The organism is Micromonospora sp. NPDC005197, from assembly GCF_040608295.1.
GTDB lineage: Bacteria > Actinomycetota > Actinomycetes > Mycobacteriales > Micromonosporaceae > Micromonospora.
On sequence record NZ_JBEXHY010000033.1, the window covers coordinates 17043 to 30586 of the forward strand.

Sequence of the window (13544 nt, forward strand, 5' to 3'; positions counted from 1 at the left end):
GCGGCCCATCTGCCGATGAGCGGGGGCGGGTGCGGCGTCCACCATCGACGGCATGACGATGCGCGAGTGGCGGCTACCGGTCGCGTTGATCCTGCTGGGCCTGATACCGATGCTCGCCGGCGCGGGGCGGCTCACCGAGCTGGGCAGCGGACCGGAGGTCACCCCGGCGAACGCGCGCTTCGTCGCCGATCCGCTGCCGGTGGTGCTGCACATCGTCGGCGCGGTGGTGTACACGATCCTCGGCGCGTTCCAGTTCGTACCCCGTCTGCGTCGGCACGGCTGGCACCGCCGGGCCGGCCGGATGCTCGTCCCCTGTGGGCTGACTGTCGCGTTCACCGGCCTGTGGATGGCCGTCGCGTACGATCTGCCGGCCCATGACAACGACGTGCTCGCCGGTATGCGGCTCATATTCGGCTCGGCCATGGCGAGCTCGATCCTGGTCGGTCTCGCCGCCGTGCTCCGCCGGGACATCGCCCGGCACCGCAGGTGGATGGTGCGTGGCTACGCGATCGGCCTCGGTGCCGGCACCCAGGCGTTCACCCACGCGCCGTACCTGCTCGCGACCGGCGAACAGCCCGACGGGAACCTGCGGGCCGGCCTGGTGGTCGCCGGTTGGGTGATCAACCTTGCGGTGGCCGAGTGGTACCTGCGCCGTCCGGCCCGGGTCGTCACCGCGCCGGCCCTCAAGCTGAGCTGAGCCCGCCCGCGTCGGCCGTCGGTGTCCGGCTCAGGCCGCCCCGGATGTCCTCCTCGATCCGCTTCGCGGCGGCCAGCAGCGGCGGGAGCAGCTCTCGACGGATCATCTCGAAGGACCCCCGGCTGGCGTGCGCGGAGACGTTCACCGCGGCGATCACCGACCCGTTCTCGCCGTGGATCGGCGCGGCCACCGAACGCAGCCCCTCCTCCAACTCCTGGTCCACGATGGCGTACCCCTGGGCGGCGATCTTCGTCAGGACGGCGCGCAGCTTGACCGGGTCGGTGACGGTGCGCCGGGTCAGCGGCCGCAGCTGCGCGGCGGCGAGGTAGTCGTCCAGCCACTCGACCGGTTGCGCGGCGAGCAGCACCCGGCCCATCGAGGTGGCGTACGCGGGGAACCGGGTGCCGACGCTGATCCCCACCGTCATGATCCGCTTGGTGGGCACGCGGGCGACGTAGACCACCTCGTCGCCGTCGAGCACCGACACCGAGCAGGACTCACGCACCTGCGCGACCAGCGCCTCCATGTGCCGTTGCGCGACCTCGGGCAGGCTCAGGCTGGACAGGTACGCGTAGCCGAGTTCGAGGATCCGGGCCCGCAGCGAGAAGAGCCGGCCGTCGGTGTGCACGTAGCCCAGCTCGACCAGGGTGAGCAGGAACCGGCGTGCCGCGGCCCGGGTCAGCCCGGTCCGTCTGGCCACCTCGCTGAGCGTGAGCTGCGGATGTTCGCCGTCGAACGCCCGGATCACCGCGAGGCCGCGCTCCAGCGACTGAACGAACTCCGGCGACCTCGTCGCCTCCTCGCTCACGCTCACCCGGCCTCCTGCCGCAGGGTCTCCCGGGCCACCTTGAACGCCCGGTTCGCCGCCGGTACACCAGCGTAGACGCCGACCTGGAGCAAGACCTCCGCCACCTCCTCGGGGCGGAGCCCGTTGCGCAGCGCGGCCCGGACATGCATCGCCAACTCCTCCTCGTGGTGCAGGGTGGCGAGCACGGCGAGGGTGACGCAGCTACGGGTCCGCCGGTCGAGGCCCGGCCGGCTCCACACCTCACCCCAGGCGTAGCGGGTGATGAAGTCCTGGAAGTCGGCGGTGAACTCGTCAGTGCCGGCGATCGCCCGGTCCACGTGCGCGTCACCCAGCACCTGTCGACGTACCGTCATGCCCGCCTCGTGCCGCTCGCGGTCGTTCATCCGTCACCACGTCCCTCGTGGAAGTGTTCCAACAGGAGTCGGCACACCTGCTCGGGTTGCTCGACGTTGGCCAGGTGCGCCGCCGCGTCGACCACGGCCAGCCGGGCCCCCGGGATGCGACCGACGATGTCGCGGGCGTGCTCCACCGGGGTGGCCGGGTCGTCCGCTCCGGCGATGACAAGCGTCGGCGCGGCGACCCGGCCGAGGTCGGGTCGGAGGTCCATCGCGGCTATCGCCTCGCAGCAGGCGGCGTATCCGGCCGGCGACGTCGCGGTGAGCAGGGCGCGGTGGGTGGCGATCACCTCCGGCCGCGCGGCGGCGAAGGCCGGGGTGAACCAGCGGGCCACCACCGCGTCGGCGATCGCCGGCAGGCCCTCGGCCCGTACCGTCGCGGCTCGTTCCCGCCACTGCTCGGGTGGGCCGAGCGACGCCGACGTGCAGAGCAGCGCCAGCCGCCGCACCCGATCGGGCGCGTACGTGGCGAGCCACATGCCCACCATGCCTCCGAGGGACAACCCCGCGTAGTGGACCCACGGCACGTCGAGGTCGTCAAGCGTCCGCAGCAACTCCCGGCCCAGCAGGTCCAGCGTGTACGGTCCGGGCGGCACCGCCGAGCGGCCGTGGCCCAGGTGGTCGTACCGGATGACCCGGAACCGTTGGGCGAGCGCCGGCACCTGCGGTTCCCACATGGCGGCGGCGGTGCCGAGGGAGCTGCCCAGCAGCAGCACCGGCGCGGCGGCCGGGCCGTCGACGGTGAGGTGCAACCGGGTGGTCATCCGCCCGCTCCCCGGACGGCGGCCAGGGCACTGTCGACGAACCGGCCGGCCGAGCCGAGCCAGCGGTACGGGTCGAGCGCCTCGGCCAGCTCCGTATCGGACAGGTGGGCGCGGACCTCGGGGTCGGCGAGCAGCGCGGCGCGGAACGAGGGTTCGGCGGCGGCGCGGGTCACCAGGTCGTGGGCGACGCGGCGGCCGACTGCGGGTGCCAGGCGCGCGGCAACCGCCTCGGCGAGCAGGAGGCCGTCGGTCGCGTCGAGGTTCTCCCGCATCCGCTCCGGGCGGACCTGGAGCCCGGTCAGCATCCGGGCGCACCGGGCGGTGGCGCCACCGGTCACGTGCAGCAGATCGAGCAGCGGCTCCCACTCGGCGTGCCAGCCGCCCGCGGCCCGCTCGTGCTCCTGCACCGCCGTGGCGAACAGGGTGGCGACGAGACCCGGACCGCGTCGCGCCGCGGCCGTGACGAGGATCGAGTCCACCGGGTTGCGCTTGTGCGGCATGGCCGAGGAGCCACCTCGTCCGGTGCCGCCCTCGGCGACCTCACCCACCTCGTTCTGGGCGAGCAACCCGACGTCGAGCGCGATCTTGCCGGCGGCCACCAGGAGCCCACCGAGGGCGGCGGCCAGATCGAGCCAGGGTTGACGGCGGGTGTGCCAGGGCAGCGGGCTCGGCGGGAGGCCCAGGTGCGCCGCGAACCGCTCGGTGACCTCGGCACCGGCCGGGCCGAACGCGGCCAGGGTGCCGACCGCGCCACCGAGTTGCGCGGGCTGTGCGGCGCGGGCCTGACGCAGTCGGTCCCGCGCCTGGACCAGACCGGTCAACCAGCCCGCGGCCTTGAGTCCGAACGTGCTGGGTGCCGCCTGCTGCCCGAGTGTCCGGGCGACCATCACGGTGTCCCGGTGCGCGTCGGCCAGCCGGGCGGCGGCGTCCACTGCCACGTCGAGCTGAGCCAGCAGCGGCCCGAGCGCCCGCACCGCCACCAGGACCAGCGCGGTGTCCAGCACATCCTGGCTGGTCGCTCCGGAATGCACCCAGGCCCGGGCGTGCTCCGGCACGGCCGCGGTCAGCTCGCCCACGAGCGGGACGACCGGGTTGCCGGTGGCGTCGGCGGCCCGGCCGAGCGCCGCCGGGTCGTACCGCTCGGCGCGGCACTGCTCGGCGATCGCCTCGGCCGCCGGTACGGGCACGATGCCGGCGTCCGCTGCGGCCCGGGCGAGCGCGGCCTCCACGTCGAGCATCGCCTGGAGCACTGCCGGGTCGCTGAGTTCCGCGTCGACGTCCGGGGCGCCGGAGAGGCCGCCGAGCAGACCGTCAGAGGGCGAAGAAGACGGTCTCACGGTCGCCCTGAAGGTGGATGTCGAACCGGAACCCGTCCGGGGCGGGACTGGCCAGCAGGGTGTCACGGCGGTCGGCGTCGACGCTGCGCAGCACGGGGTCGGCGGCGTTCGCCGTCGACTCGTCGGGGAAGTAGAGCCGGGTGACGAGGCGGTGCAGCAGCCCACGCCCGAAGACCGACAGGGTCAGGTGGGGTGCTTCGGTGCCGCCGTCCGGCTCGGGCAGCGCACCCGGCTTGACGGTCAGCAGCCGGTACCACCCCAGCCCGTCGGTCTCGCTTCGCCCGAATCCGCGAAAACCCGCGAGCGCGGACGGCCGGGCACCCCGAGGGTCGTCCGGATGGTCGAACCGGCCCTCCGGGTCGGCCTGCCAGCTCTCCACCATCGCGTCGACCACGGGCGTCCCGGTGCCGTCGACGATCCGACCGCTGATCCAGAACGCGCCCGGCGTGCCCTCGGGCACCACGTACGGGCCGTCGGGCCAGCGCAGACCGATGTGCAGGTACGGCCCGACGGTCTGCGCGGGCATGACGCCCAACTGCTCACTCATCGTCGTCCTCGTCCTCGAAAGGAGTGCTCTCCCGGCCGCGCAGCACGATGTCGAATTCGTACGCCAGCGCCCACTCCGGTGCGGTGCTGGCGTGGTCGTACCGGGCGATCATCCGTTCCCGGGCCTTCGGGTCGCGGACCGAGTTGAAGATCGGGTCCTGGAAGAAGAGCGGGTCGCCCGGGAAGTACATCTGCGTCACCAGCCGCTGGGTGAACGCGCGACCGAAGAGGGAGAAGTGGATGTGCGCCGGCCGCCAGGCGTTGTCGTGGTTACGCCAGGGGTAGGCGCCGGGTTGCACGGTGATGAACCGGTAGCGCCCCTGGTCGTCGGTGAGCGCCCGGCCCACCCCCTCGAAGTGGGGGTCGAGTGGCGCCGGCCAGGTGTCCCGTGCGTCGCGGTACCGACCGGCGGCGTTGGCCTGCCAGATCTCGACAAGCGTGTGGGGTACCGGTCGGCCGTCACCGTCGCGGACCCGCCCGTGCACGATGATCCGCTGTCCCTGCGGCTCGCCGTCGTGCTGGCGGGTCAGGTCGTGGTCGAGCGCACCGAGCCGCCCCTCCCCCAGCAACGGCCCGGTGATCTCGGTCAGCCGCTGCGGCAGGTAGACCAGTGGGTGTCTCGGCGCCCGCGCCACTGTCGACTTGTAGCCGGGGCTGAGCAGGGGTGGGTGGGCGTCGACATCGTCGCGCCGGTACCGCGGTAGCACCAGACCACTGTCGGCCTCGGTGTCCTGAGTGGTCATTGTCGTCTCCCGTCGGACTTCGTCGCCCCCAGCGCCCGCAGCACCGCGAGTTCGCGTGCCGTCGGCGGCGCACCGGTGGCCAGTCCCTCGGCGACGGCGAGGTCCCAGCCGGTGGCCGCCCGCGCCTGCTCCCGGGTCACGCCGGGGTGCAGGTGGGTCAGTGTGAGTTCGCAGGTGACCGGGTCCGGTTCGAGGACGCCGAGGTCGGTGATCACCACTCGGGGGCCTCCGCCCCGCAGACCGAGTCGCTCCCGGTCGCCCGGACCCGTCCCGTACCCGACCGAGGTGACGAAGTCGACCCGTTCGGTGAACGTCCGGAGGTCCTGCCGGACGATCACCACGACCTCGCCGCAGGAGGCGGCGATCTCCGGGGCGCCACCGGCGCCGGGTAGCCGGACCGTCGGGGCGTCGTAGTCGCCGCCGACGACAGTGGTGTTGATGTTGCCGTAGCGGTCGAGCTGCGCGGCGCCGAGGAAGCCCACGTCGATCCGGCCGGGCTGGAGCCAGTAGTTGAACACCTCGGGCACCGAGACGACCGCGTCAGCGGTGTCGGCGAGGATCCCGTCTCCGATGGAGAGCGGAAGCCGGTCCGGCTTCGCGCCGAGGCACCCGGATTCGTAGATGAGCACCAGGTTCGGGGCGTGGGTCGCCCGGGCGAGGTTCGCCGCAGTGCTGGGCAGCCCGATCCCGACGAAGCAGGCGGTGCCGTCGCGTAGTTGCCGTGCGGCGGCGACGGTCATCATCTCGTCCGCGGTCCAGTCCGCCATCGCATTCCCTCGCTCGCCGGGCTGACTCATGCCGCCGCGCCGGCCTTGTGCACGTGCTCGTCCAGCCAGGCCCGGAAGGTGTCGCGGTGCCGGCTGACGGCGTCCCAGTCCCGGTAGAAGTCGTTGTCCCGCACCGAGTAGCCGTGGGCGTAGGAGGGGTGCGCGCCGCCGGGCACCTCGGCCACCGCGGTGACCGCCCAGCCGGGCAGGATCACCTGCCCGGGTACGGGTTCCAACTCGTCCACGATCTCCTCGACGGTGACCAGTGACCGGTGGGCGGCGAGCACCGCCTCCTTCTGCACGCCGGTGATGCCCCACATCTGCACGTTGCCGTTGCGGTCGGCGCGCTGGGCGTGCACCACAGTCACGTCCGGACGCAGGGCGGGGACGGCGGTCAGCGTCTCGCCGGTGAACGGGCAGGTGATGGGCCGGATGTTGGTGGTGTGCTGAGGCAGGTCGGTGCCGGTGTAGCCGCGCAGGACGGCGAACGGCAGCCCGGACGCCCCGGCGACGTACCGGTTGGCCATGCCCGCGTGACTGTGCTCCTCCAGGTCGAGTGGACGTGGCCAGGCGTGCTGCACGGCGTCCCGGAAGCGGTGCAGCGACCCGACGCCCGGGTTGCCACCCCAGGAGAAGACCAGGCGACGGGCGCAGCCCGCCCCGATGAGCTGGTCGTAGATGACGTCGGGGGTCATCCGCACGAGGGTCAGATCCTGCCGTCCCTGGCGGATGATCTCGTGGCCGGCGGCGAACGGAATGAGGTGCGTGAACCCTTCCAGGGCCACCACGTCGCCGTCGCGAACCAGGTGCGCCACGCCGTCGGTCAGCGAGACGAGCTTCGCCATGGGCCTCCCCGCCTCCTGCCCGAACCGTGCTGCCGCCAGCCGTTCGCTATGCGGACTGCCGTACTCATCTCGAACGTACGACGGGGAACGACATCCGTCAACGACAGGCGGGACCGCCGTCCACAGTGCCCGGCAATCACGCCCGGCGATGCGTTGACGCGAGCCGGACCACGTGCCAACGTTCATGGAGAGAACGGCCGTTCGGTAAGCGAACAACTCCGGGCCCTTCGTGAGCGGAAGTCCGCCCGGTCACCCCGGGCCGGCCCACCGGCCCCACGCTCCGAGGAGGACCGCCATGACACTGCTGGACGTCACGACCTGGCAGGGCACCCTGCACAGCGACGGCTGGGTGGAACCGGCCGGCGGCACGGCACCCGTGCGATCCCCTGCCACCGGCGAGGAGATCGGCCAGGTCGGCCTGGCGAACGCCGAGGACGTGACGCGCGCCTGCGCTCGCGCCGCCGCCGCCCAGCGCGCCTGGGCCGCCACCGGCTACGCCGAACGGGCCGCTGTGCTGCGCCGGGCCGGGCAGCTGTTCGAGCGGCACGCCGCCGAGATCGGCGACTGGATCGTGCGGGAGTCCGGGTCCATCCCACCGAAGGCCGGCGTCGAGACCGACACCGCGGCGCAGGAGTGCTACGAGGCGGCGGCGCTGGCCTCGCACCCGCTCGGCGAGATCATCCCGAGCGCGCAACCGCGGCTCAGCCTGGCTCGCCGGTTGCCCGTCGGCGTCGTCGGGGTCATCGCCCCGTTCAACTTCCCGCTCATCCTGGCCACCCGTTCCGTCGCCCCGGCGCTGGCCCTGGGCAACGCCGTGGTGCTCAAGCCCGATCCGCGCACCGCGGTGTGCGGCGGTGTCTCGATCGCCCGGGTCTTCGAGGAGGCCGGCCTGCCCGACGGGCTGCTGCACGTCCTTCCCGGCGGGGTCGAGGTCGGGGAGGCGCTGGTGGCCGACCCGAACGTACGGGTGATCAGCTTCACCGGGTCGACCGCCGCCGGCCGCAAGGTCGGCGAGGCGGCGGCACGCCACCTCAAACGCGCACATCTCGAACTCGGCGGCAACTCGGCGCTGATCGTGCTCGACGACGCCGATCTGGACCTCGCGGTCTCCGCCGGCGCCTGGGGGTCGTTCCTGCACCAGGGCCAGATCTGCATGACCACCGGCCGGCACCTGGTGCACGAGAGTCTGTCCGAGCGGTACGTCGAGCGTCTGGCGGAGAAGGCGAACCACCTGCCGGTCGGCGACCCGGCGAAGGAGCAGGTGGCGCTCGGGCCGATCATCGACGAGCGTCAGCGCGACAAGGTCCACGCACTGGTCACGGCGAGCATCGACGCGGGCGCCCGACTGGCGGCCGGGGGCACGTACGAGGGGCTGTTCTATCGGCCGACGGTGCTCACCGACGTCACCCCCGCGACCCCGGCGTACGCCCAGGAGGTCTTCGGCCCGGTTGCGCCGGTGATCACCTTCGCCGACCAGGACGAGGCCGTGCAGTTGGCCCGGCAGACCGAGTACGGCCTGTCGCTGGGGATCCTCAGCCGTGACGTGATGAGGGCGATGGCCCTCGCCGACCGGATCCCCAGCGGGATCGTGCACATCAACGATCAGACAGTGAGCGACGAGGCGGTGGCGCCGTTCGGTGGGGTGGGGGCGTCCGGCACCGGATCCCGGTTCGGTGGGCCCGCGGCGAACGTCGAGGCGTTCACCGAGACCCAGTGGCTCACCGTGCAGGGCGCCATTCCGCGGTACCCGTTCTGACAGCGGGAGGAGGGGAGCATGCCGGGAATGCGTACCCAGGTCGGCATCGTCGGCGCCGGGCCGGCCGGGCTCATGCTGTCGCACCTGCTGCACCTGCGCGGGATCGAGTCCGTGGTGCTGGAGAGCCGCAGCCGCGACCACGTCGAGCACCGGCTCCGGGCCGGGGTCCTCGAACAGGGCTCGGTCGACCTGCTCTGCCGCAGCGGCGTCGGTGAACGGCTGCGACGGGAGGGGCTGCGCCACGAGGGCATTGAGCTGCGCTTCGCCGGGGAGTCACACCGGGTGCCGATGGCGGATCTGACCGGGCGGGCGATCACCGTCTACGGGCAGCAGGAGGTGGTCAAGGACCTGATCGCCGCCCGACTCGCGGCCGGTGGCTCGATCCTCTTCGAGGCCGACGCGGTACGCCTGGACGGTCTCGACTCGGACTCGCCGGTCGTCCACTTTCGACGGGACGGGCGGGACGAGGAGCTGCACTGCGATTTCGTGGCCGGCTGCGACGGGTTCCACGGGGTGAGCCGCGGCGCGGTGCCCGAGGGGGTGCTGACCACCTATGAGCGGGCGTACCCCTTTGCCTGGTTGGGCGTCCTCGCCGCCGCGCCGCCGGCGGTGGACGAACTCATCTACGCCAACCACGAACGGGGTTTCGCCCTCTACAGCATGCGCTCCCCCGAGATCTCCCGGCTGTATCTACAGGTCGCGCCGGACGAGGACATCGCAGCGTGGCCGGACGAGCGGATCTGGACGGAGCTGCGGGCCCGGTTGGAGACGGTGCCGGGATGGTCGCTCAACGAGGGGCCGATCCTGGAGAAGTCCATCACCCCGATGCGCAGCTTCGTGGTCGAGCCGATGCGCTGGGAGCGGTTGTTCCTGGCCGGGGACGCCGTGCACATCGTCCCGCCCACCGGCGCGAAGGGCATGAACCTCGCCCTCGCCGACGTCGCGCTGCTCGGGGACGCGTTCGCCGCGTGGTACGGCGAGGGCCGCACCGATCTGCTGGACGCCTACTCGGCGACGGCGCTGCGCCGGGTCTGGCGGGCCCAGCACTTCTCCTGGTGGATGACCTCGATGCTGCACCGGCTGGAGCGCGACGACCCGTACGAGACGAAGCTGCAGACCGCCACGCTGAGGTACGTCGCCACCTCCGAGGCGTACGCCAGGAGCCTGTCCGAGAACTACGTGGGCCTACCGGACGTCTGACCGCGTCGCCTCCACAGCAGAGCGTTGTTCAACTTATTCATGACGGGCGTCAGAAATTATTGACTTTCAATGCCGGGGTGACTGACCATGGCCAACACAGCGGCGTGCGCCCCCACGCAGCGGTAGTTCACCTGCAGATCCGAGGCATCCGCCGACTTCCGACGCACCCACCACCCCCGCCCAGGAAGGGCCTCGTCAATGAAGAAGGTCATGGCTCTCGGGCTGATCGCCGCTACCGCGATCGCCCTCACCGGATGTACCGACTCCGACGCGTCCAACCCGTCCGACCAGACCTCGGGGGGCCTGCGCAAGGTCCGCGTCGCGGCGCTGCCCATCACCGAGACCGCCGCGCTCTGGGGCGGCGTCAAGGCGGGCATCTTCGCCGAACGCGGGCTCCAGGTCGAGGTGCTGCCCGCCCAGGGCGGCGCGCAGGCCATTCCGGCGCTCATGAACGGCGACATCGACTTCGCGATCGGCCAGCCCTTCGGCCCGTTCCGGGCCGACCTGCGGGACCTCGGCGTCGTCATCATCGGCAACTACGCCTCCTCGTACGCCGACGGCGACGACATCAACGCCGTGGTCGCCTCCGCGAAGTCCGGCATCAAGCGGCCGGCCGACCTCGCTGGCAAGCGGGTCTCGGTCAACAGCCTGGGCGCGGCCGGCGACGTGACGATCATGGCGGCGGTCGAAAAGGACGGCGGCGACCCGTCGAAGATCAAGTTCGTCGAGGTCGCCTTCCCGGACGCCCCGGCCCAACTCGAATCCGGCAACATCGACGCCGCCTGGGTGCCGGAGCCCTTCGTCACCCAACTGAAGGCCCGCGGCGACACCTTCGTCGTCGCGCCCTACCAGGCGGTGGTGCCCGGCCTGACCACGCTCACCACCATCACCACAAAGGAACGCACCGAGAAGGACGCCAAGCTGGTCGAGGATTTCACCGCGGCGATGAAGAAGACGCTGGAGTGGGCCAAGGACCCCGCCAACGAAGCGGCGCTGCGGCAGGCCATCAAGGACAACCTGCAGCTGCCCCCGCCGGTGGCCGAGTCGGTGCGGCTGCCGGCCTTCGGTTGGGAGGTCGACCGGTCGAGCCTGCAGACGCTCGCCGAACTCGCGCAGAAGTACAAGGTTCTCGACAAGCAACCCAACTTCGACCGTCTCATCCAGCAGCAGTAGCCGGCGCGATCCCGCCCTCCCCGACCCTCGGACCGGGGAGGGCCTCGCCGCCCGCCTGACGACGGGAGTGACATGCGCGTGTTCCCCACCCGACGCCTGCGCGCGTTACGCAAGGCGATGCTGGGCGTCGTCGGCCTGACCGGGTTCCTCGTCGTCTGGCAGCTGATCCCGATGCTGGGCCTGATCAACCCGCTGTACCTGCCGTACGTGACGGACGTGCTGGCGCGGCTGTTCGAGCAGCTCGTCGACCTCGCGTTCTGGCGGCGGCTGGGCAGCACCATGACGTCCTGGGCGATCGGCCTGACGGTGGCGACGGTCGCCGCCCTCGTCCTCGGCACGGTCGTCGGGTTGGTGCCGTTCCTGCGGCGCGCGACCCACACGGTTGTCGAGTTCCTGCGACCGATCCCGTCGGTCGCCCTCATCCCGCTCGCCGTGCTGATGTTCGGCATCCAGCGGCAGGCCGCCCTCGTCATCATCATCTACGCGTCGTTCTGGCAGGTGTTCGTGCAGGTGATCTACGGCGTCGCCGACGTCGACGCGGTGGCTCGCGACACCGCCCGCAGTTTCGGTCTGACCCGGCGGGAGCAGTTGTCGCACCTCGTCCTGCCGACCACCCTGCCGTACCTCATGACGGGCCTGCGCCTCGCCGCCGCGGTGGCGCTCATCCTCGCCATCACCGCGGAGATGGTGATCGGTAACCCCGGCCTCGGGCGCATGATCGAGCTGTCCCGGTCCGCCGGAGACGCCCCCGGCCTGTACGCGCTGGTCGTGGTCACCGGCCTGCTCGGGCTCATGGTGAACATCGTCTTCCGGTTCATCGAGCGTCATGTGCTGTCGTGGCACCAGTCGGTACGAGGAGAGGAGCCGTTGTGATCGCGTACACCGGGCGGATCGCCACCACGGCACGCAGCCGGACGGTCGGATCCCGGATCGCGACGAGCCTGCTCTACCCGCTGGGGCTGCCGACGCTGCTGCTGGTGCTCTGGGGTCTGGTGGGGACGAGGACGACGAGTCGGTTCTTCCCCGACCCGTTGACGATCGCCGAAGCCTTCCGGGAGACCTGGGTCGGCCCGGCGTTCGCCGAGGACGTGCTGCCCAGCCTCGCCCGCCTCGGCCTCGGTGTCGTCGCGTCCATCGTGCTCGGCATCGCCGCCGGCACCGTCATCGGGCTGACCCGCTGGTTGCGCGAACTCCTCGAACCGCTGCTGGAGTTCCTCCGGGCCATCCCGCCACCGGTGCTGATCCCGGTGGTGATGCTCCTGCTCGGGATCACCGACACCATGAAGGTCGTCGTGATCGCCTCCGGCGCGGTCTGGCCGATCCTGCTGAACACGATCGAGGGTGTCCGGGGGACGGACAGCGTCATGACGGAGACCGCGGAATCGTTCCAGGTCACTTGGTGGGAGCGGCTCTGGTTCCTCGTTCTCCCGGCCGCCAGCCCACGGATCATGGCTGGGGTTCGGCAGGCCCTCTCGGTCGCGCTGATCCTGATGGTCATCTCCGAGATGTTCGCCTCCTCCTCCGGCCTCGGCTACCGGATCGCCTACTTCCAGCGCAACTACCTGATCGCCGAGATGTGGAGTGGCATCCTCCTCCTCGGTCTCGTCGGCGTCTTCCTCGCCGTAGCTTTCGGTCTCGTCGAACGGCGTGTTCTGCGCTGGTACCACGGAATCAGGGAGGTCAACCGTGCCTGATCGGAGCACCCTGCTGCGGGTGGAGCACCTGCGGAAGGTCTACGAGTCGGCGACGGGCACCGTCGAGGCGATCGGGGACATCAGCTTCACGATGGACGCCGGTGAGCTCGTCTGCATCGTCGGGCCGTCCGGATGTGGCAAGACCACCCTGCTGAAGTGCCTCGCCGGCCTGCTGCGGCCCACCAGCGGCGTGGTCGAGATGGACGGCTCGCCGGTGACCGGGCCCAGCCCGGCCATGGCCGTCGTGTTCCAGGAGTACGGTCGCAGCCTCTACCCCTGGCTGACGGTGCGCGGGAACGTCGAGCTGCCACTGCGGCACAAGAAGCTCACCCGCGCGGCCCGGAACAAGCTGGTCGTCGACGCTCTTGAGGCGGTGGGCCTCGCGCACGCCGCGCGAAGCCACCCGTGGCAGCTCTCCGGGGGGATGCAACAGCGGGTGGCGATCGCGCGGGCGATCGCCTACCAGCCCGATGTCCTGATCATGGACGAGCCGTTCGCGGCCGTGGACGCGCAGACCCGGGCCGACCTGGAGGACCTGGTGCGTGAGCTGCACGCCAGCCGCACCATCTCGGTTGTCTTCGTCACCCACGACATCGACGAGTCGGTGTATCTCGGTCAGCGGGTTCTAGTATTGTCCACGTCGCCGACCTGGGTCCAGGAGGACCTCGCGATCGACCTGCCGCCGGAGCGCGATCAGATCACGACCCGCGCTCTGCCCCGTTTCGCGGAACTGCGGACGCACGTCTACGACCAGATCCAGCGGGCCAAGCGCGGGCAGGCTGTGGCCCCGCGGTCCGCGCGGTGATCGGCGGCCAGGCC

15 protein-coding genes are annotated in these 13544 nt (G+C 71.5%); 7 read left to right on the plus strand and 8 right to left on the minus strand.

Annotated features, from left to right (window positions below):
* The first annotated feature begins 52 nt into the window (after positions 1-52).
* Entirely contained in the window at positions 53-697 is a 645-nt protein-coding gene (locus tag ABZU46_RS14145) for a DUF2306 domain-containing protein (RefSeq protein WP_354857513.1), read from the plus strand.
* On the opposite strand, the gene ABZU46_RS14150 is transcribed toward ABZU46_RS14145, so the two are convergent.
* Genes ABZU46_RS14150 through ABZU46_RS14185 form a run of 8 tightly spaced genes read right to left on the minus strand, consistent with a single transcriptional unit; the run spans position 684 to position 6902 of the window.
* The gene (locus tag ABZU46_RS14150) at positions 684-1511 is read right to left on the minus strand and encodes an IclR family transcriptional regulator (RefSeq protein ID WP_354857514.1); all 828 of its coding nucleotides are present in this window, start codon (positions 1509-1511) and stop codon (positions 684-686) included. The two genes, ABZU46_RS14145 and ABZU46_RS14150, sit on opposite strands and share 14 nt — an antisense overlap.
* On the minus strand, positions 1508-1888 hold the full coding sequence (pcaC, locus tag ABZU46_RS14155) for a 4-carboxymuconolactone decarboxylase (RefSeq protein ID WP_354857516.1): 381 nt from the start codon (positions 1886-1888) through the stop codon (positions 1508-1510). Before pcaC ends, ABZU46_RS14150 begins: the two co-directional genes overlap by 4 nt.
* Positions 1885-2664, minus strand: a complete 780-nt coding sequence (pcaD, locus tag ABZU46_RS14160) for a 3-oxoadipate enol-lactonase (protein WP_354857518.1) — start codon at positions 2662-2664, stop codon at positions 1885-1887. Before pcaD ends, pcaC begins: the two co-directional genes overlap by 4 nt.
* Entirely contained in the window at positions 2661-4001 is a 1341-nt protein-coding gene (pcaB, locus tag ABZU46_RS14165; RefSeq protein ID WP_354857520.1) for a 3-carboxy-cis,cis-muconate cycloisomerase, read from the minus strand. Before pcaB ends, pcaD begins: the two co-directional genes overlap by 4 nt.
* Positions 3976-4548, minus strand: a complete 573-nt coding sequence (gene pcaG / locus ABZU46_RS14170) for a protocatechuate 3,4-dioxygenase subunit alpha (protein WP_354857522.1) — start codon at positions 4546-4548, stop codon at positions 3976-3978. The genes pcaB and pcaG overlap by 26 nt, the downstream gene beginning before the upstream one ends.
* On the minus strand, positions 4541-5290 hold the full coding sequence (pcaH, locus tag ABZU46_RS14175) for a protocatechuate 3,4-dioxygenase subunit beta (RefSeq protein WP_354857525.1): 750 nt from the start codon (positions 5288-5290) through the stop codon (positions 4541-4543). Before pcaH ends, pcaG begins: the two co-directional genes overlap by 8 nt.
* Complete coding sequence (locus tag ABZU46_RS14180; RefSeq protein ID WP_354857527.1) at positions 5287-6057, minus strand: CoA-transferase; 771 nt, start codon at positions 6055-6057, stop codon at positions 5287-5289. Before ABZU46_RS14180 ends, pcaH begins: the two co-directional genes overlap by 4 nt.
* Before the next feature lie 26 nt (positions 6058-6083).
* Positions 6084-6902, minus strand: a complete 819-nt coding sequence (locus ABZU46_RS14185; protein WP_354857529.1) for a CoA transferase subunit A — start codon at positions 6900-6902, stop codon at positions 6084-6086.
* 295 nt (positions 6903-7197) lie between these two features.
* On the opposite strand from ABZU46_RS14185, the gene ABZU46_RS14190 reads away from it, so the two are divergent.
* The 6 genes from ABZU46_RS14190 to ABZU46_RS14215 all read left to right on the plus strand — a co-directional run bounded on the left by ABZU46_RS14190 (position 7198) and on the right by ABZU46_RS14215 (position 13530).
* A complete protein-coding gene (locus ABZU46_RS14190; protein WP_354857531.1) occupies positions 7198-8658 on the plus strand; it encodes a benzaldehyde dehydrogenase in 1461 nt (486 codons plus the stop codon).
* A gap of 18 nt (positions 8659-8676) precedes the next feature.
* Positions 8677-9858 carry a 4-hydroxybenzoate 3-monooxygenase gene (pobA, locus tag ABZU46_RS14195; protein WP_354857533.1) on the plus strand — a complete coding sequence of 394 codons (1182 nt, stop codon included), beginning with the start codon at positions 8677-8679 and terminating at the stop codon, positions 9856-9858.
* Between the two features lie 210 nt (positions 9859-10068).
* Positions 10069-11031: an ABC transporter substrate-binding protein gene (locus ABZU46_RS14200; protein WP_354857534.1), complete on the plus strand. Its 963-nt coding sequence runs from the start codon at positions 10069-10071 to the stop codon at positions 11029-11031.
* Between the two features lie 72 nt (positions 11032-11103).
* A complete protein-coding gene (locus ABZU46_RS14205) occupies positions 11104-11904 on the plus strand; it encodes an ABC transporter permease (RefSeq protein ID WP_354857537.1) in 801 nt (266 codons plus the stop codon).
* Positions 11901-12725 (plus strand): ABC transporter permease, encoded by an 825-nt coding sequence (locus ABZU46_RS14210; protein WP_354857539.1) that lies wholly within the window; start codon positions 11901-11903, stop codon positions 12723-12725. The genes ABZU46_RS14205 and ABZU46_RS14210 overlap by 4 nt, the downstream gene beginning before the upstream one ends.
* Positions 12718-13530 (plus strand): ABC transporter ATP-binding protein, encoded by an 813-nt coding sequence (locus ABZU46_RS14215; protein ID WP_354857541.1) that lies wholly within the window; start codon positions 12718-12720, stop codon positions 13528-13530. Before ABZU46_RS14210 ends, ABZU46_RS14215 begins: the two co-directional genes overlap by 8 nt.
* The last annotated feature ends 14 nt before the right edge of the window (positions 13531-13544 follow it).

Bases quoted from the DNA above. Each gene is read 5' to 3' on its own strand.
- ABZU46_RS14145 (WP_354857513.1), top strand. From the start codon at position 53: ATGACGATGCGCGAGTGGCGGCTACCGGTCGCGTTGATCCTGCTGGGC.
- pcaC (WP_354857516.1), bottom strand. From the start codon at position 1,888: ATGAACGACCGCGAGCGGCACGAGGCGGGCATGACGGTACGTCGACAG.
- pcaD (WP_354857518.1), bottom strand. From the start codon at position 2,664: ATGACCACCCGGTTGCACCTCACCGTCGACGGCCCGGCCGCCGCGCCG.
- pcaG (WP_354857522.1), bottom strand. From the start codon at position 4,548: ATGAGTGAGCAGTTGGGCGTCATGCCCGCGCAGACCGTCGGGCCGTAC.
- pcaH (WP_354857525.1), bottom strand. From the start codon at position 5,290: ATGACCACTCAGGACACCGAGGCCGACAGTGGTCTGGTGCTACCGCGG.
- ABZU46_RS14180 (WP_354857527.1), bottom strand. From the start codon at position 6,057: ATGGCGGACTGGACCGCGGACGAGATGATGACCGTCGCCGCCGCACGG.
- ABZU46_RS14185 (WP_354857529.1), bottom strand. From the start codon at position 6,902: ATGGCGAAGCTCGTCTCGCTGACCGACGGCGTGGCGCACCTGGTTCGC.
- ABZU46_RS14190 (WP_354857531.1), top strand. From the start codon at position 7,198: ATGACACTGCTGGACGTCACGACCTGGCAGGGCACCCTGCACAGCGAC.
- pobA (WP_354857533.1), top strand. From the start codon at position 8,677: ATGCCGGGAATGCGTACCCAGGTCGGCATCGTCGGCGCCGGGCCGGCC.
- ABZU46_RS14200 (WP_354857534.1), top strand. From the start codon at position 10,069: ATGGCTCTCGGGCTGATCGCCGCTACCGCGATCGCCCTCACCGGATGT.
- ABZU46_RS14205 (WP_354857537.1), top strand. From the start codon at position 11,104: ATGCGCGTGTTCCCCACCCGACGCCTGCGCGCGTTACGCAAGGCGATG.